Annotated in this window: 10 protein-coding genes and 1 tRNA gene; 7 read left to right on the top strand and 4 right to left on the bottom strand. The window is 37.0% G+C overall.

Translation table 11 applies throughout. The annotated features are described in order from the left end of the window. Positions 1–7: 7 nt before the first annotated feature. The 4 genes from wecA to GQR55_RS05555 all read right to left on the bottom strand — a co-directional run bounded on the left by wecA (position 8) and on the right by GQR55_RS05555 (position 5,723). Positions 8–1,072 carry a UDP-N-acetylglucosamine--undecaprenyl-phosphate N-acetylglucosaminephosphotransferase gene (gene wecA / locus GQR55_RS05570; RefSeq protein WP_166419774.1) on the bottom strand — a complete coding sequence of 355 codons (1,065 nt, stop codon included), beginning with the start codon at positions 1,070–1,072 and terminating at the stop codon, positions 8–10. Positions 1,073–1,111: 39 nt separating this feature from the next. Continuing rightward, a complete protein-coding gene (locus GQR55_RS05565; protein ID WP_331460739.1) occupies positions 1,112–3,826 on the bottom strand; it encodes an SLBB domain-containing protein in 2,715 nt (904 codons plus the stop codon). A 108-nt stretch (positions 3,827–3,934) separates the two neighbouring features. Continuing rightward, a complete protein-coding gene (locus GQR55_RS05560; RefSeq protein ID WP_166419772.1) occupies positions 3,935–4,717 on the bottom strand; it encodes a DUF481 domain-containing protein in 783 nt (260 codons plus the stop codon). 187 nt (positions 4,718–4,904) lie between these two features. Beyond that, on the bottom strand, positions 4,905–5,723 hold the full coding sequence (locus GQR55_RS05555; RefSeq protein ID WP_166419771.1) for a mechanosensitive ion channel domain-containing protein: 819 nt from the start codon (positions 5,721–5,723) through the stop codon (positions 4,905–4,907). 285 nt (positions 5,724–6,008) lie between these two features. Here GQR55_RS05555 and GQR55_RS05550 point away from each other — a divergent pair. From GQR55_RS05550 to GQR55_RS05520, 7 genes are all read left to right on the top strand, one after another. Continuing rightward, positions 6,009–6,084, top strand: a tRNA-His gene (locus GQR55_RS05550). Positions 6,085–6,318: 234 nt separating this feature from the next. Further along, positions 6,319–7,644: a hypothetical protein gene (locus GQR55_RS05545; RefSeq protein WP_166419770.1), complete on the top strand. Its 1,326-nt coding sequence runs from the start codon at positions 6,319–6,321 to the stop codon at positions 7,642–7,644. 12 nt (positions 7,645–7,656) lie between these two features. Then, positions 7,657–8,787: a FecR family protein gene (locus tag GQR55_RS05540; RefSeq protein WP_166419769.1), complete on the top strand. Its 1,131-nt coding sequence runs from the start codon at positions 7,657–7,659 to the stop codon at positions 8,785–8,787. Between the two features lie 38 nt (positions 8,788–8,825). Further along, positions 8,826–15,806, top strand: coding sequence for an Ig-like domain-containing protein (locus tag GQR55_RS05535; RefSeq protein WP_166419768.1), 6,981 nt, complete (start codon positions 8,826–8,828; stop codon positions 15,804–15,806). 3 nt (positions 15,807–15,809) lie between these two features. Beyond that, positions 15,810–16,643, top strand: a complete 834-nt coding sequence (locus GQR55_RS05530) for an MBL fold metallo-hydrolase (RefSeq protein ID WP_166419767.1) — start codon at positions 15,810–15,812, stop codon at positions 16,641–16,643. A 128-nt stretch (positions 16,644–16,771) separates the two neighbouring features. Continuing rightward, positions 16,772–18,883 (top strand): adenylate/guanylate cyclase domain-containing protein, encoded by a 2,112-nt coding sequence (locus GQR55_RS20340; protein WP_346774252.1) that lies wholly within the window; start codon positions 16,772–16,774, stop codon positions 18,881–18,883. Then, entirely contained in the window at positions 18,855–20,516 is a 1,662-nt protein-coding gene (locus GQR55_RS05520) for an HD domain-containing phosphohydrolase (RefSeq protein WP_166419766.1), read from the top strand. Before GQR55_RS20340 ends, GQR55_RS05520 begins: the two co-directional genes overlap by 29 nt. Positions 20,517–20,682: the final 166 nt, after the last annotated feature.

Below are 20,682 nucleotides of genomic sequence, written 5' to 3'. Positions count from 1 at the left end.
TCTTAATTCACTTATGCTTAATGTTTTTTCGTCTTAAAAAACGGGCTACTTTCCAGCAATGTTGCAACGTTAACGCATAAAGTACAAACACAAATATAAATAACGCTAGCATTAACCATTCTGGCACTTGGAGTATTTCACCTAAGATTCCAATTGAGCTCATAATCACTGCAAATAATAATATGACACTTAAAGCTCGACGAGGGCTAAAGCCTACTCGCATAAATATGTGATGCAAGTGATCTCTATCTGCATGAAATGGAGATATCCCCTTTCGGGTACGACGAATTATAATTGCCAACATATCCATTAGCGGAACTGCAATAATCCAAAGTGCCGTTACAGGCCTAAAAGCGGGCTCACTTGCTTGTGTACTTACCATTAAAAACCAAATAACACTTAAACCGATAAACATTGAACCGGCATCGCCCATAAATATTTTTTTGTTTTTATGACCCTTAATACCCAAATTAAATGCTAAGTACGGTGCTACAGTCGCAACTATGATGAGAGGTAAATATGCAAAAGCATAATTACCACTTAGTAACATTAAAATAAATACTGAGAGTAACGTTAATATACTAAGCGAGCCTGCTAATCCATCGATACCATCTATCATATTGAAAGCATTTATACAGGCTATAACACTAATGATTGTAAATATAATGCCAAACCAACTTAAATTAACATCACCTAAAGAAAAGAGATCTCCGAGGTTTTGTATATATACATCACTGCCCAAAATCATAACTAGCGCGACAACTACCTGTACACACAACCTAATTTTTACACCCAGTTGGCGGTAGTCGTCAACAACGCCCAATATAACAATTGCACCAGCACACACTAAATAACTAATAACTTGTGTAGTAAGTGGATAAAATACCATAACAGATATAAATACCGCTAAAAAAATCGATAACCCACCAATTAGCGGTATTGCTCCATCGTGCTGCTTTCGGTTGCATGGCATGTCTACTAAACCAAATTTTACGGCTAGTGGTGTTATAGCAAATATAACTATATACGAAAAAATAAATGCGAAAAACAACATAACAAGTTCAAATATCATAGCGAAGGCCCAATTTCTCTTTAGAAATACACTTCATGTTTACAGTGAACTAATAGCAGCCAGCGCTACACCCATTTGATAAAGGATCTGTGTAGCTGTACTCCACATAGTTAAGTTGTCTACGTGCTCAGTATCTAATGGTACAACAATGGTATCACCCGGATTTAATTCATCTGCTTTATTTGCAGCAAACCATGAGCCTTCATTTGGCACTTCTACCAAACCACTGGCTTTAATTATATATATACGATCTTCATCTGCACGCTGCTTAAATCCACCACTACGATTAATATAGTCGTCAAGCGATAGTCCCGAATTGTAAATGTGTGAGGTAGCAAAGTTAACTTCTCCTACCACGCTTATACTATTACTTTTTGTTGGAATATAAAGCACGTCTTGATTCTGTAATGGTAAATGCTCTTTACCTTGCTCAATAGCTGGTAAATCTATAACCAAACGCCCAACCGCTTTAACTTTTGCTAAATCAGCGATTAAACTATCCATATCTTTATAGCTAAGAGATGAGTCAGTTATAGAGCTGTTAAAGCTTTTAGTTGCTATATCTCGCCTTAAATCTTCTGATAATTTATTAAGTTGCTGCTGCTCTTGAAATCGAATAGATTCACGAGTAAAAATAGCACCTTGTGGATATGAAAACTCAGTAAACCCACCCGCTCTTTTTAATACACTTGTTAGATCTTCGCCTTTACGAATACTGTAAACACCTGGAAAGCGTACTTCGCCCACAATCTCAATTTGTAAATCTTTTTGCCAATTTGGAATTGGATAAATACTAATTGAGTCTTTACTTTGGATTACAAACTTTTCACTACTATCTTTTGCAAGAGCTTTATTTAAATTAATCTTTACATGATTTAATACACTTTTATCTTTATTGTCGTAACGTGTAATTTCTGCTTTTTCAAGGTATGTTGACTCTTTTAAGCCACCTGCTGCGAGCACTGCTTCTTTTACAGTCGCATTTACTGGCAGTGGATAAACACCACTAAAATGAACTTCACCACGGATCCCAAATATTTTAACTTGGCTTGCATAAGTAGATTGCTGGTTAAGCTTGGCAATAATTGGCTTCAATAACTTTTCGCGGCTAAAAACAGCATAGTCACTTTCTTTTAGCTCTTTTTCTTGGCTATTAAGAAGGTCGGTAATATTAGTGATTTTTTTACTTTCTTCTTCTGCCAACTGCTCAGCTAACTCTTTTTCTAATGAGCCACCTAAATCGATAAATTCATAAAATTGTTTTTCTTCATATTTATCCCACAGTTTTATTTTTTCGCGTAATTCTAATTGCTCTTTTGTAAGAGCAACTGTTTTCAATGCCGTTTCTTCTTCTTCTTTTGTTTGAAAACGACTAAAAACAACAACAATATCTCTTGGCTGTAGTTCTATATCATTTTTTTTGTTTTGTTTTGAAACTTCAAGTGGAGAAAATTGGTGTATTTCTATATCGCCTTTTTCATTAACTTCCCTAACAACTAATGCGTAGTCGTAGTCAGCAGTTGGTAATAAATCACTTTTTATTGAAGTGAATAAACGACTAATTCTATCCCCTTGTTGCCAAGAGTAGTTACCAGGGTAAGTAACCGCACCTAATAGTGTTACTGCATTATCTAGCTCATCGCTTGATGCCGGAACTTTTATCGTGTCGCCATTTTTAGGCTTATACTGCGAATTTTTAGTTAGATCTAACTGTAAAATAGTCTTTGAGCTATTGCCTGTGAAGCGTTCAATAACTGTTTTTTGTGGATAAGCTTGTGCATTAAAACCACCTGCCATTGCAATTAATTCATCAATTGACTCAGAACCTTTAAGTTCAAAAATAGCAGGGCGACGAACCTCACCGCTTAAGGTAACTTGCTTCCCTACTGGTGGGATAAATACGACATCACCAGGTTTTAAAATAGCATCATGTGAACTATCCCCTTTTATAAGGAGATCATACAAATCAAGTGTTTTAATCGTTTTTCCAGCGCGCTTAAGCTGAATATTTCGTAATGATCCGATATCTGAAAGCCCGCCACTTACAAATAATGCATGCGTTATAGATGATAAAGAAGGAATTGTATAAGCGCCTGGTTTATAAGCTTCCCCTAAAACCATCACTCTGATAGTGCGTGTTTCGCCCATAGAAACGAATGCCTTTACACCTATCATTTCTTGTTCGACTTTGCTTTTTATTAAGTCAACAACTTCGTTATATTGCATACCAGCAACATTAACAGGCTGAAGCTTGTCTATCGCTAAACGGCCTTCTCGGTCGACTATAACTTCACCATTAAATGACTCTTTACCATATAGATTAATCGTAAAGGTGTCACCCGGGCCTACCATGTAAGTATTTGGGACTAATGCATTTTCGGAAGGAGCAAACGTAGTAGGTTCTCCAGAGAAAAGTTCGTAGCCGAATGCTTTTATTTCTTCTTCTTTTGGCTTGAATTTTTCTTCGTCGGTTAATTCTTCAGTATCTTTCTCTTCTAAATTTCGAGGAAATACTGAGGGTGATTTTTGTTCACCAGTTTCGTTATCTAGCGTTTGACTACCATCTAAAAAACCAAGTGAATCTAAATCTATACCGTATTTTTCAGCTAACGCTTTTTGTTGTGCCTTTGGTAGTTTTTTAAATTGTTCTAGTTGTTGCTCAGTTGGCGCAACACCTTGACCACTTCCTTGCGCAAATGTTGGTGTAGCTATTGCAAAAACTAGCAGTACCGTAATTAATTTAATTAACTTCACAAAGTTTCCTTCCAGTATAAAATAAAGATAGCCGCGGCATACTACATCATTTTTTAGGTAAAAAAAATGGGTAAGCATGCTTACCCATTATATAATTTCATAATGATATTAGAAACTATAAACCAATGTGAATGACGTTTCAGTATCTGTACTTTCTTTATCATCAGCAACATCTGAGTTGTTGGTAACATTAAAAGCAACTTTCATTTGTAACGAGCCGTTTATTTTTGCAAGTAATGCAGTTTCTGAACGAGTTTTGGTGTTTGTATCACCATATTCAACAGCAACTAATTGCGTAAAACGTGCATTTTCAGAAATTTGCCAGTTGTAATCTAATTTACCTAAGGCAATTACTTCACCTTCAAATTCACCAGCAAGGGAGTTACCATTATCATCAACTTCAGAGCTGTCATCTGGGTATTCAAAGTATTTATAACCAGGACCTACTTCAGCATTTAACCACATCGTTTTTTCGTTTAATAAACGTAAACCATAACCAGCAGAAATTACTGACTCACTTCTATATGCTCCAAAATAATCTGAAACGTGTGAACCATAAATGAATAAATGAGAATGATCTTCATTTAATTTGTAATTACCTTGCGCAGAAATAGAGTACTTTTCATTTGTACGCTGTTTGTTTTTGTCCCCGTTAGCATCTTCAACTTCATCTTCTTTATAGATGCCGTCTAGTTTGTATTCGTTGTTCCAGTTTTCAAGATTGTGCTGAACTTTAATACCACCTTTAAGTGTGGTTGTTTCTGTATTACCGCTTGTGATAATAGCACCAAGCTCACTGGTAACTTCCCACGTTTTTTGGTCTGCGTCTGCAGCAAATGCGTTAGTTGCAGCAGAGGCTGCAACTAAAATTGATAAAAGCTTTAATTTCATTAAAAAATAACCTTTGTATAAAATGTGTATCTATTTTATTAAACCGCTACTTGTTAGAGCAAGCAAAACAACTCATTAATTACATTAAAATTTTCATGCAGAAAATTCCACATGAAAATTTTATATTTTTGAGTTGCTTTACTACTACAACAATTAAGACGAGCTTTAATTAAATAGGTATTTAAAATTAGTCTTGCTTGTGAAAATGAACATCCATTTGTGGAAACGGGATAGCAATATTAGCTTCGTCTAATGCAATTTTAATGTTTTCCATTAGAGACCAGTATGTTGGCCAGTAATCAGCAGCGTTAACCCAAGGGCGAACAACAAAGTTTACGCTAGAATCACCTAACTCATTTACAGCTACAGTATAAGCTGGATCTTTAAGTATGCGTGTTTCTGCATCTAATACAGACTTCAATACTTCTTTAGCTTGACGTAAATCAGCATCGTAACCAACACCAATAACTAAGTCGATACGACGAGTAGACTCTCGCGAGAAGTTTGTAATAGCACCTGACATTATTTGAGAGTTAGGTACGATGATTACTTTGTTATCTGGAGTACGTAGTTCAGTTGAGAAAATTTCGATTTTCTTAACGGTACCCATTTTATTACCAGCTTCAACAAAGTCACCTGATTTGAATGGGCGAAGTAAAATAATTAGTACGCCTGACGCAAAGTTAGATAATGAACCTTGTAACGCTAAACCAACAGCTAAGCCGGCAGCACCTAAAATAGCAATGAATGATGTTGTTTCAATGCCAATTTGCGAAAGCGCCATTAAAATGGTTACTGCGAACACAAGAGTGAACACGATGCTAGCAACAAAAGATCCAACTGCCTTATCTACTTTCTTCTTAGCAAAACCTTTTTCGGTTAAGTTAGAACAAAACTTAGCAACACGACTACCAATTAAAAAGATAACAAGCGCAATAGCAGCTTGTATACCGTAGTGTAAGATTAGGCCTGAGTTATCGTTAAGCCAATTAAGTACTGAATCCATATTTACTCCAAATGTTTTTTATTAAGCGTTTTCGGACATTATTATACATTAATTTACAATTTATTCTCATGAAATAATGAATTAATACTATCAAACGCAACTTAATTCGATTTTTTAGAGGTGATTCTGTGCTAAATATACCGCTTGGTATGGATAAATATTAATTGCCCAATGCTGATTACATTTACATAGTTTAAATTATTTTAATTTATTTCACTTTTGGGCTTCACAACATTTAATATTTTATGTATTATGCGCGCCACACCAAACATGGTGTGTGTAGTGGCGGTTGTAGCTCAGTTGGTAGAGCCCCGGATTGTGATTCCGGTTGTCGCGGGTTCAAGCCCCGTCAATCGCCCCACTTTTTCCCCTGTTTAATTTCTGCAATAAATACTATCCTTTTTATATTTAAACCAAAGTTCACTCAATAAACTGACCTTTATTATCTCAAATTTACTCCAAAAATCTCGATTAACAATTATTTAATAACGCACTACTTAACTTTACATACAAATAGAAAGTGCTACCTTATTAAAGATTAATAGCAATTAGTATTAGCTAATAGTTCATCATTTTACGGGATATTAAAATAAGTATGATCAAGCAAGTTTTTTTTATTTTACTACTTAGTTACTTTGCTTTATTTAGTTTGAATGCTAAGGCTCAAGATAGCATTTCTTATGTGAAATTATTAGGTGAACTAAAATATCTAATATCAGAAGAAAGGTATTCTGAAGCCTATCAAAATAGTCAGAAAAATTATAAATACCTGGGTGAGCCTGATTTTGACTATTTATTAGGGGTTTCAGCACTTAACTCAGGACTCTCGGCCCCTGCTGTATTTGCTTTTGAACGAGTCGTTGAATCAAAACCGCAATGGTATGAAGCTCGTTTATATTTAGTCAGATCTTATATTGCTGCAAATAATTTACCCGCTGCCAATTCTCAAGCTTCAGTATTAATAAATACAACCACGTCACCAAATAGAGTGAAGACGGCCGCACGAACTTTATTAGAAATCACACAGCGTAAGCAACGCTTTGCTCAGCGCTCATATAATCAAAGTATTGAAGTTGCTTATGGTGTAGATGGAAACGTTAACGCAGGTACATCTGAAGACACTATTTTAATTCCTAATCTGGGTGAGTTTTTACTATCACCAGAAAGTAAAAGTACCGACGATAACTATGTAAAGTTAAATTATAAAGGCCATTACTCACACCCTATTGATCAACGTAGTGCGCTTTCTTTGGGTGTAAATGCTGATTGGTATAAATTTAATAAGTTATCTGAGTATGACCGTATAAATACAAGTTTTGTAGGGCGCTACCAGCAACAGCTAGATAATATTCGTTGGTATGTGCAAGCAGGCATTACCCCTTTATTGTTGGATGGCGATTTATATAGAACAGAAACATCGCTTACAGCTGGCTCAACTTACCAATTAGATAAGCAACTAAGTTTTTTTAGTGCTTTATCAATTGGTACTATGAATAACACGTTTGATGAAAAGTTAGACAACTCGTTCTACGCACTAAATATCGGTGCTAGTTACATGTCGCAGAGGTGGTATCAGAGTGTTAGTGCTAATTTAAAAAATGAAAGCGCTAACATAAATAATGGTGATTTTAATGCTAGAAATATTAGTGGCATTTACTACCAAGTAACCGCTTTGCTTGCTAAGCAATGGCAGTTGTCTGCTCAAACTGGCTACCAATGGATTAGTTATCAAGATGAGCACCCTTTGTTCTTACAAGATCGCAACGATAACTTACTAATACTTTCAAGCTCATTAAACTACTCGGTTAATAAAAGTTTAGCTGTGCAACTAACGTTAAACTACCAAGACAAAACAAGTGATATTTCTTTATTTGAATACGACCGCTTTGACACAAACTTAAGTGCGAGCTACTCATTTTAATTTAAGGTACTTATGAAACATTTAATTCCAGCATTAGCCACCTTACTTTGTGTGAGCTTTTTATCTCAGGCAAATACTGTAGCTGCAGGTAAAACTATTTTAGCCCGAGGTGAAGTACTAGCAACTGATGCAAGTTCTGCCCAGCAAAGAAACCTAAAGCGACGTGACACTGTATTTGGTGTAGATAGAATAACCACAGGCGAAAAAAGTAAGGCACAGTTTTCGATGTCTGATGGTGGCCTGATCGCATTAAAAGAAAATTCTGAATTAAATATTGCTAGCTATGAATTTGATACTGCCACGCAGCAAGGTTCAGCCTCTATAGAATTAATTAAAGGCGGACTACGCTCTATCTCTGGTGTTATTAAAAAAAATGGAGGCGCTTATAATGTTAAAACGCCGGTTGGATCGATTGGTATTCGTGGTACGCATTTTGAATTGCAACTTCTCGGTGGTGATATGTATGTAGCCGTTTGGGATGGCGCTATTGACCTTACACTGAATGATCAAAGCGTTGTCTCGCTTGGAAGCAATGAACCTTTTTCTTTTGCACACATTACCTCTTTAGGTGATGTTATAAAAACAACGCAAGCACCGGCTGTTTTTACCCAAAACATTGTTGCTATTAATAGTGACAATGAAGCGAATTCAGAATCAGAGCAACAATCATTAGCTGCAGATAATACTTCAGAAAATAATACAGATGCCGATACACTGCTTGCTGATGTATATGTAGAGCAACAGTTTCAGGCGCTCAGTAATGCATCTTTAATAGATCAAATAGCGCAGCGCCAAGGTATTTTAAACTATCAAGCAACACGCTTTGATGTTTTATCAAGTTTAGGTGAAGTAAGTGATTTTTCTATGTCTATGTCGGTAGATTTTGACAACGGTACAGTACCCGATGGTGAAATAAGTTTTAACGATGCAGGCGGAAACTGGTATGCCGCTTATAGCGGTTTTATTGATTTAACCAAGCTAGATTTAGCCGTTACTTTTGCGTCGCATAACAATAATAAAGCCGCCGGTGAAATTGATGCTATTTTTTTAAATAACGCAGACACTATTACAGGTGATTTTAGCCTAAGTGAAATAAGTAACCCCGCAGTAAATGCCTCAGGTGCTTTTAGATTAGAGCCTTAAATAATTTGAATACAAAGCTTTTTATTGGAGTATGTAGAATGACAGCAAAAAACCTTTTTTTGCTCGGTTCAATGGTTTTTTTGCTCAGTGCCTGTGGCGGCTCTGAAGAAACGTCACAGCAAGAATTAGTGTCATCGCCTATTGGAAAAGCCCCCTCTACTTCACCAGCAGGAACACTTAATTTATCCGGTGTGATAGGTGAAACTATCACAACTAAAACTCAAGTTTCTGGTGCTATCTCTTCTAGTCGAGGTATTGTTGGTTCAGCAACAGCAAATGCTCAAGCCACAATTTCGCTTTCGCAACCGAACGAAGTTATACAAGGCAATATTACCTTTTTACTTGCTGTGTCAGACCCTGATGGCATAAATGCTGTAAATTTGGTACTCCCAAGCGTCAACAAAAGCTTAGCCATTTGCACACAAGAGTGTGGAACTAATTTTGAACAATCTATAATAGGGCTAAGCCCTTACTTTTATGGTCTTAATGCAGGCGATTTGCGCCTAGAAATATGGATCACTGACAGCCTTAGTAATCAGGTACTTGCAGATGCAATTACGGTTAGCTGGCAACCTTATCAAATTGAAGGCGTGACCGCGCAAAGAGACGGACAGACCATTAATTTATCATGGCAAGCAAATGAAAATTTAAACCGTTATAACGTTTATTTAGCAACCGAAGCGGGTGTAACAACAACGAATATAGATGACTTAGAAAACGGCCAACAATTTTTAGGTTTATCTGGTACCACCTACAGTGTTAACAATTCATTAGCCGATAAAAGCTACCAAATTTTACTTACTGGAATCGACGGCAGTGGAGAAAGTGGTTTTGCAGAGATAATTAATGTAGCTCCTGTAGGAGGCGAATTAAACTTTGCCCCAAATGCAGTTAATGATCAATTTGAAGTTAATGAAGATCAAACACTGGAAAATAATGTGTTAACTAATGACACAGACCAATTTAAAGGCGAACTTAATACAAATACAACTCCCTTGGTGAGCCCGCAGCACGGTAGAGTTACAATTAGCCCAAATGGAGCGTTTACTTATACCCCACGAACTAATTTTAATGGCATTGATGCATTTAGCTATCAGGTAATTAATGAGCTTGGGATGATTGATACTGGCATTGTACAAATAACAATAAATGCCGTAAACGATGCGCCGATAGCACTTGATAACACTTACAATATAAATGCAGACGGTACTTTGTTAATTACAGCCCCTGGTCTATTAGCTAATGATAGGGATATAGACTTAGACCCACTAACCGTAGATACATCTCCTGTTACTTTACCAAATAAAGGCAGCATAACGCTTAATGCAGATGGTAGCTTTGAATATGTAGGTACTTTAGGTATGCAGGGCGAAGATAGTTTTGAGTACCGTATTTTTGATGCCCAAGGTGCTCAAGCAATAGCTAAAGTAACTATTGTTGCTTTAGAACAAAACAGCCCGCCAACGGCTTCAAACGATAACTATAGTTTGAGTGAAGATACGACACTTGCTATCAGCGCTAATTTGGGATTACTTGCAAACGATACAGATCCTAACGACGATAACTTTATAATTGATGACACTTACTTAGTATCACCTATTCATGGCCAGTTGCTATTAGCTACCAACGGTAGTTTTTCATATATTCCAGATGCTAATTATTATGGTATTGATGAGTTTCAATACCAAGTAATTGATACTTTTGGTGCAACTGCTATTGCAACTGTAACGCTCACCATAAATAGTATGCCAGATAACCCTTCGGCTCAAAATGATGAATATCAATTTCAATATAATCAAACTTTAAATGTGACTGCTGAAAATGGTTTGCTAAAAAATGATGTGAATATAGAGCCAGGCCAACTTACTGTTAATACCTCTCCGGTTATTGACGTGCAAAGTGGTATTCTAACTTTGAGCAGCGATGGCTCATTTACCTACCAGCCAAACTCAGATTCATTGGATGTAGATAGCTTTACATACTCAGTTTCTAATGAGCAAGGACTAGAAGCTACAGCGCAAGTAGTATTGAGTAAAACGGGCTCAAACTCTCCAGCAAAAGCCAATGATGATCAATATACGTTTGCCGAAGACAGCCCTAGCATAATATTTAATGTATTAGAGAATGATACTGATGCTAATGGCGATATAATTACACTTACAAACGTTACAAACACGGTTGGTACAGCAAGGATTGTAAATAATAGTATTAAGTATACCCCTGAGCCTAATTACTTTGGCGAAGTAACTCTAAGCTATACAATTTCTGATGGAATTGCAGATGATTCGCCGCTATCAAGTAATGCAACTGTAATACTTACAATTACACCCATAAACGACACTCCTATCGCCTTATCAGATAGCGCCTCAATGGTAGAAGATGCATCGCCCATATTAGTTGATGTACTCGCTAACGATACAGATGTCGATGGTGATAACTTAACAATTACAAGTGTTGCTACCGAACTAGGCATGGCTTCTATTGTTGGGAATAAAATAGAATATACACCAACGCCCAATAGTAACGGTGTAGCTATTGTTTCTTATACACTATCAGATGGTAACGGAGCGAGTGCCAGTGCCAATTTACAAATAACTATATCCCCGACTAACGATGCGCCAGTGGCTAATTCAGATAGCATTACAATTGCTGAAGATACTCAGGGAGCGCTAATAAATGTGCTCAGCAACGACACAGATTTAGACGGTGACAGCTTAAATATCAGCTCAGTTATGAGTGATATAGGCAGTGTGTCAATTTTTAATAACCTGGTTCAATATACACCAAGTGCTAATGAAAATGGCACAGCGACAATTACTTATACTTTAACAGACGGCATCGCAAGTGCCACAGGGACGCTAACTGTTACCATTACACCAATTAATGACGCGCCAATTGCAAACCCTGATGCAGCCACTGTTTTAGAAGATGCTACAACAACCAATATTAACGTATTAAGCAACGATACCGATGTAGATAATGATTCTCTGTCTATTAGCTCAGCAAGCACAAGTACGGGCTCGGTGTCTGTCGCGGGTAGTAACTTAGCTTATACCCCAGATGCAAACTTTAACGGACAAGCTACTGTAAATTACACCCTAACTGATGGTACAGACTTAACTTCTGGTGTATTAACTATCACTGTTACACCAGTGAACGATGCCCCTATTGCCAACCCAGATACAGCCACTATTTTGGAAGATGCCACAGCAACAAATATAAATGTGTTGAGTAACGATACGGATGTAGAAAACGATACACTTTCCATTAGTGCTGCAAACGCTACAACTGGCACTGTGTCAGTTTCTGGCAATAATATTGTTTACACACCTGAAGCCAATTTTAACGGCCAAGCCATTGTAAATTACACCCTAAGTGATAGCGTAGTTACAGCCGCAGGCGTATTAACTATAACGGTCACCCCGGTGAACGATGCCCCTATTGCTAGCCCAGATACAGCTACTATTTTAGAAGATGCTACCGCAACAAATATAGATGTGTTGAGTAACGATACAGATGTAGAAAACGATACACTCTCTATCAGCGCAGTAAATGCGAGTTCTGGTTCGATTTCAAGCTTAGGTAATGATGTAATTTATACACCAGATGAAAACTTTAGCGGCCAAGCCATTGTAAATTATACCCTAAGTGATGGCGTAGAGTCAGCCGCTGGCGTATTAACTATCACTGTAACACCAGTGAACGATGCCCCTATTGCGAATCCAGATACAGCCACTATTTTAGAAGATGCTACCGCAACAAATATAGATGTGTTGAGTAACGATACAGATATAGAAAACGATACTCTTTCCATTAGTGCTGCAAACACAACAACTGGCACGGTATCAGTTTCTGGCAATAATATTGTTTACACACCTGGAGCCAATTTTAGCGGCCAAGCCATTGTAAATTACACCCTAAGTGATGGCGCAGAGTCAGCCACTGCCGTGTTAACTATAACGGTCACCTCGGTGAATGATGCCCCTATTGCTAATGCTGATAGCACGACATTGAATGAAGATGCACCTGAAACTATTATTGACGTGTTAAGTAATGATACCGATGCTGACGTAGCTGATACTCTATCAATAACTGCGGTAACTGCTGATATAGGTACTGTAAGTATTGAAAGTAACCAAGTTAAGTTCACCCCCGACTTAAACAACGAAAACACAGCAACGGTAACGTATACAGTAAGTGATGGTACAGATGATGTTCAAGGCACCTTAACAATTACTATTACACCAATTAACGATGCCCCAAATGCATTAAATCAAAATTTCACAATTGATGAAAATGCAACTGACGGTGAAGCAATTGGTACTATTACCGCTACTGATGTTGAAAATAACACCCTTAGCTTTAGTTTAAGTGGCGGCGATACAGGATTATTTACTTTAAATAGTGCCAACGGCTTACTAACTGTAAATGGTACAAGCCCGTTTAATTTTGAAACTGACACGCAGCACACAATAGATATTGATATTACTGATGATGGCACGCCAAATAAAACCACGACCGTAACCATCACTGTAGATATTACTGATGAAGTAGATCCGCTCATCCCAGTCGAAGATGATATTTTTGGTCGCCCTCTCAGCGGTGAGATTGAGCTTTCAGGTGCTTTTTCTGATGGTGAATTCAAAGATAGTATATTGCTTAATACTAACCTTTACTTTGTTGGCTACAACAATAATTTAGATAAAGATATTGTTATTGCGTCCTATACAAATACAGGGGCTGTAAACACGGCATTTAACGGTAATGGCTTTAAAATAATAGACCTAGGCAAAGACGAAGAAGGCACCGCTATTATCTCTGGCAATGGGGAGCTATTTATTGGCTACTCAAGCTTTGATGGTACAAATACCGAAGCCTGTTTATTAAAAATGAGCGCTGTTGGCACTATAAGTACTAACTCTGGCGACGGTAATACAGGCACTAAATGTACAGCACTTGCTAGTAATTCTGTAATAAACGATCTTGAATTCACCGATAATAAAGTACAAGGCGTGGGTTATTCGTACAATGGCTTAGAAAAAGATAGCTTGTGGCTTAAATACGATATTTCTTCTTTAACCTTTGAAGCCGGCACGCCAAGCACCGTCGATGTAAGTGGTAGAAATCGTGATGACGAATCGCATGCAATAAAAAACTTTGGTAATTCAGATTTGCTCATTGTAGGTAGTGCTATTGGTGAAGAAAACGATTTAGATGCGACAATTAGGTATATTCTCCCTGATGGTAGGAACAACAGTAATTTTAACTCTGGTAACACACTGATAGTAGATTTATCAGATGAAGAAGGTGACGATGAGTTATTTGCTATTGCCGGCATAGACGCCATTAATTTTACCGCCTTTTTAGGGGGTTATATCACACGTTCTTCAGGTGAAAAAGAAGCGGCTGTAATTGCAATTGATAATTCAGGTGATATTGATGACGATTTTGGTGATGATGACGGTATCGCACTATACAACATAGATGGGAATTCAGGGAATGGTAACGGAGGCGATATCATTACTGGATTAGAATATGAACCTATGAGTAACAAAATCATACTCTCAGGTACTACAGGGCTAGATGCGAGTGATGAAAATAAAATTGAGCAATTATTTACAGCACGCATTGATCTAGGTGATGGAGAGCTAGTTTCAAGCTATGGTGATTCAGGAATTAATATAATCTCAACTGGAAACAGTAACCAATCTGCAAAATCATTAACTATTGATGAAAATGATACCTTATGGCTCGCTGGTAAATTTAATGACTCAACGAATGAGCCTTTTATAGCTGCAATAACTAATGAAGCAAGCCTATTTACTGATTTTTCAACTGATGGTTATACAAGCTTAAATAATGTAAATATTAGCTCTGATGATCAATCAATGAAGGTGTTAAAACTTAAAAGCGGTACCCATACCAATAAATATATAAGTGCTTCTGTTGCACAATATAACTCAAATAATAAACTCATTTTAACCCGTTTTACCAGTGCAGGGCTTATTGATACCAGCTTTAGTGTTGATGGTAGTAAAGTAATAAGTATAAATGTAGCCGATAAAAAGGTTACTTTAGCTGAGCTCGGTGATGGCAATATTATTATTGCAGGTACACTAATTAATGGTGCAAGTGAATCAGGCTTCATAGCAAAAGTAGACCAAAATGGTTACCTTGATGATAGCTTTGCAACTAATGGCATTTATACAACAACGGACCTTATAGATACTAAAGTTAACTTTGCTGATGTAGCAATTGATAGCAGCGATCATATTGTTGCCGTCGGCTCAGCTATATATTTGGGTGTTACAAATTCATTTGCAGCTATGCTAAAAAGCGATGGCAAGCCAGAAAATAGTTTTGGTACTAGTGGGACTTATTTTGGCGACGAAAATGAAAATTTTGAAGTTTTATACATAGATGCAAACAAAGATATATTTATCGGTGGTAAATTTGCCTCTGGTAGCGATTCACAGTTACTGATGCTTAAAATAGATGATGATGCCAATGAAATCTTTAGCTACCTTGATACCCGCTCAGCTGTAGATGTTACCAATAGAGCCGCTAAGATTTTAGCCGATAGCTCAGCAAACCTATATTTGATTGCAAATAATGGAACTACGCCTGATCAAGCAACTATTATAAAGTTATTAACTGATGGTAGCGAAGACTCAAGCTTTGCAGTTAATGGTGTAGGCCAATATCAATTAGCATCAAGCGGTAATATTAAAGTAACTGATGCAGCGTTAGATAGTGCTGGTAATATTATTCTCACAGGAATGAGTGACTCTAAAGGCATGATTGCGCGTATTTTAGCTGATGGAACAATAGATACTTTGTTTGGCTCAAACGCACTTGGCTATTACCAGGCAGAGCAATGCGACAATACTCATCAGTTTTCATCTATGCTTTTACAAACAGATACAGAAGTAGTGGTTAGTAGTACATGCTTTGATGGCACTTCTAATAATATAAGTCTGTCTAAATTTAATTTTTATACCGATGGAGTTAAACCCTAAATTATGAAAGTTGAATTTTTTGGTGTTCGAGGCTCAATGGCTTCAGCTGGAAGTAATACGCACATTTTTGGGGGGAACACCTCATGTGTGTATATTGAACAAAATAATGGCAAAGATCTCATTTTAGATTCTGGTACCGGTATTGTAGAACTCGGCACTCGTTTACTAAAAACACAAAGTCCTATCAATATTTTGCTAACTCATAACCATTGGGATCATATTCAAGGGTTTCCTTTTTTTAAACCTATTTACCAACCCAACCGCGACATAACTATTGCTGTGGGTAACGTTGATGATAAAAAAAGTAAAGATGCTATATTAAAGCAAATGAGTGGTTCGTACTTTCCGGTGTGTTATCAAGATTTACCTGCCAACATTACGCTTAATACTGATTTATCTTCTCAAAAGCAGTTCACTATAAATGACTTTTCAATTTCGACTGCGCCACTAAATCATCCAGGTGGCGGAACTGCTTATTGCATTAAAGCAGACAAAAAAAAGATAGCTTACGTTACCGACAATGAGCTAATCCCGCAAAAAAAAGCCAAAACAAGTATTAGCGAATGGGTCAATTTTATTGAAGGTGCTGATTTACTGATCCATGATGCTCAATTTATAGATGCAGACTTGCCTCTTAAACATGGTTGGGGGCATAGCACTATAGATCAGGTTGCTGAGCTTGCTATAAAAGCGAGTATTAAAAATGTGGTTATTATTAGCCACGATCCATCAAGAACCGATAAGCAGTTATTAGCTATAGAAAAATATTTACACACGCAGTACGCTCAACAGGTAAAAATAGAATGCGGCCGAGAAGGACGAGTTTTTGACTTTTAGTCTATCAAGGAGCGTTACTCATTAGCTCCTTAAAACCAATTACTTCAAAGCACTTTTTTATTGGCGCTGTTATTACATTATTAATTGCATCAATAGAGCTATTTTCAACTGGGTCGCTCGCAAAGTTAGTGAACCGTGTAGAAGGTATAATATACGACTCTCGGTTGCTACTAACGCTTTCAGAGACGCCTAGGCGCATTGATGAATCAGTAGTAATAATTGATATCGATGAAAAAAGCATGCAAGAACAAGGTCGCTTTCCTTGGAGTCGCTCAAAAATAGCCGACCTTGTTACAAAGCTTACCGATGCAGGTGTTATTGTCATTGCGTTCGATATATTTTTTTCTGAGCCGGAAGAAAATCCCGTCGCAAAAATTATGTCTGAAATACCCGATTTATCAAAAAAGTACGCTATTCCCTTTGCTGAAATAACAAAACAAGTCGATGCAGACACAAAACTAGCAAGCGCATTATCTAAAAATGATACTGCTCTGGGGTTTTTATTACTGAATGAACAGCTCACCAGCCAAAAACCGCTAGCCAAAAGCAGTGTTGTATGGGCAACCGAGGAGCATACTAATTCACAACTTAACCAGTTTTCTGGCGCTATTGTAAATATTTCTCAGTTACAAAATGCTACAACGGGTACCGGTTTTATCAATGCTCATAGTGATGAAGATGGCTTTATTCGTAAAGCAGCTATTGTAAGCCGAGTTGGCGATAAGCTCTATCCTTCTTTAGCTCTGGAAGTTGCTCGACTTTATACGCTTGCTGAAAACATAGAAACTCGTTCCAATATATTAAATGATATAACCTTATTCGAAGGTATAAAGTTTCAAGATAAGTGGATTCAAACGGATGAATATGGGCAAGTATTAATTCCTTACAAAGGGCGTGCGCATAGCTTCCCTTATTATTCTGCTACCGATATTTTGTCCCAACGAATTGGCTCAGATGAATTAGAAGGCACTGTTGCTTTTATTGGCACATCTGCAATTGGACTCGCTGATTTAAGATCAACACCTGTTGGTTTGCAGTACCCCGGTGTAGAAGTACATGCCAATATATTTGAAGGATTAATGCACCCAGAACTACTTCCATCTAAACCTAACTGGTCGTTAGGAGCAAGCCTATTCATTATTGTATTAACTGGTAGCGTATTGTCGTTTTTTAGCCATGGTAAAAGCGCACGTTTTATTATTGTTTTGTCTCTTATAATTACAAGTGTGGTTATATTTTTAAATGTTTATTTATGGTCAGTACAAAAAATTAGTTTACCTTTATTAATGCCTCTTTTAATCATCATAATATTAGCGGGTTATTACATTATTATTGGCTCTATTGCTGAGATGAAACATAGCCGAAAAATAAAATCTATGTTTGACCAATATATGCCTCCTGAACGTATAAATCAGATGATATTACAAGGTAAAAGTTTATCTCAAAAAAGTGAGCGAAAAAATATGACAGTGCTGTTTGCCGACATTCGTAGCTTCACCTCGCTATCAGAAAGTATGTCGCCTCACCAGCTAAGTGAATATTTAAACGAATATCTTACGGCTATTACTAAAATCATATTTGATAATAACGGAACTATTGATAAGTACGTAGGCGACATGGTGATGGCATTTTGGAATGCTCCGCTAAAAGATGAAAACCATGCCCGCCATGGTGTTGAAGCCGCAATGGGTATGATCAACGGGTTAACGCAAATAAATAAGTTATTTGCAGAGAACAGCCAGCCTGCAATAAAAATTGGTATAGGCATAAGTACTGGTGAAATGAATGTAGGTGATATGGGTTCGGTTTATCGTAAAGCCTATACAGTTCTTGGTGATACTGTTAATTTAGGATCGAGAGTAGAAAACTTGACCAAATTTTACGGGGTAGTTATTCTTGTTACAGAAGAAACGATGAAGGAATGCCCTCATATTTCATTTCGTCTAATAGATAAAGTGCAAGTTGTTGGAAAAACAACGACTGTACAGTTATTTGAACCTATAGACTTTATAGATAAGCTCGATGAAAAGCAGTTAAATGAAGTTAAAAAATCACAGCAGGCCATGACGCTTTTTTATAATAAAAACTGGCCACAAGCGCTTAGCTTATTTAAAGAACTACAAATCACTACCGTATTTAGCTCTAACGTTTATACCATTTTTATCGAACGTATTAAGGGCACTGATTTAAAAACACTTGCTAAGGATTGGAATGGTGCCTTCAAACATACTAAAAAGTAGTAAAAATATGCGACAGCACATTAATGACAAAACAAATCTTCAACATTTTATCGATATTAGTATTAGGCTAACAACCGAAAAAAACTCGTCTAAGTTACTTGATGAAATACTGCAAGTTGTGATGTCGATAGCTAATTCTGATGCTGGCAGCATTTACTCTATTACCCCAAACAAACAACTCAAGTTTGAAACAGTAATAAATAAGTCATTAAATCTTTATTTAGGTGGCACTTTAGGTAGCCCTGTTGATTTTCCTAACATTGATCTTTTTATTGATGGCAAACCAAATGAAACAGCGATTGTCGCCCACTCGGTTAATTCAGGAGAAGTGATTAACATTCCTGACGTGTATGATGCTCTGCCTTTTGATATGAGCGCTGCACGCAAAATGGATGAACGCATCGGTTATCGCTCTGAGTCTATGCTAACTATACCTTTAAAAGATCACGAAGATGACATTATTGGTGTAATCCAGCTTATAAACGTAAAAGATGTACATAATAAAAATATCCCTTTTAGTGAAGAGCTCGTTACTTTAATCCGCTCGTTCGCTTCTTTAGGCGCCATTTCATTAACGAACTCTACTTTAATTAAAGATATGGAAGTGCTTTTTTCAACTTTTGCCGAAGCGATCGCTATGGCAATCGATGAAAAATCACCTCATACAGGTGGCCACTGTAAACGAGTGCCTGCACTAACGTTAATGCTTGCTGATGCAGTGCATAAAATAGATAAAGGTCCGCTTGCAGAGTTTACAATGAGTGCAGCTGATCGCCATGAGCTAAATGTTGCGGGATGGCTACATGATTGTGGAAAAATTGCTACTCCAGATCACATCATGGAAAAATCGACAAAGTTAGAAACCATTTTTGATCGTATAGAGTTTATTGATGCCAAATTTGAAATAATTAGCCGAGATTTAGAGATCTCTTATCAACAGCAAATAATTTTTGCAATGAAAAAAAATAAGCCGATTGAAGTTTTACAACTTGAACGGCTACTTGATACAGATCTAAAACAATTAGCGCTCGACCGAGCTTTATTACAACGAGTGAATGTTGGTGGAGAGTTTTTAGGCGAAGAGGAACAAGCTCATATAATCAGAATATCAAAGCAGTATTCACTGAAAATAAAGGGTGAAAAAACACCGTTACTTACTGATAATGAAGTTGAAAACCTAATGATACGACGCGGCACACTTACACAAGATGAGCGTGACATAATGAAGCGTCATATGGATATAACTAAAAATATATTAGATATATTGCCGTTCCCTAAACATCTTAGTAATGTGGCTGAATATGCATTGGGCCATCATGAAAAACTAGATGGCACTGGCTACCCACGCGGATTAACTAAAGAGCAAATGTCTGTACCTGCGAGGTTAATGGCGATCACTGATATTTTTGAGGCCCTTTCAGCTGTAGATAGACCTTACAAAAAAGCAAAACCAGTAAGTGAATGCTTGAATATTTTAGGAAACATGGTCAGTAACAATCATCTTGATCCTGACATTTTTGCTATTTTTATTGAGTCAGAAGTCTATAAAAATTATATCAATGAATATGCTAACCCAGAGCAGCTAGATGAGATAGATTTTGATAACTTACCCGGTTACACACCTATAAGTTAGCACCTATAAGCCATGCCTTTATTCAAAATGCGCTTATTACAGCCTATACCTATCCAAACAAAAAAATGCCACCTTACGGTGGCATTTACACACGGGGTTATTTCTACTTATAGAAATCCTTTTACTTTTTATTTGTTTTTTTATGTTGTTTTATTAACAAAAAATA

It is taken from the genome of Pseudoalteromonas sp. Z1A8, assembly GCF_011378855.1.
GTDB lineage: Bacteria > Pseudomonadota > Gammaproteobacteria > Enterobacterales > Alteromonadaceae > Pseudoalteromonas.
This window is presented reverse-complemented; position numbering and strand designations above follow the sequence as displayed.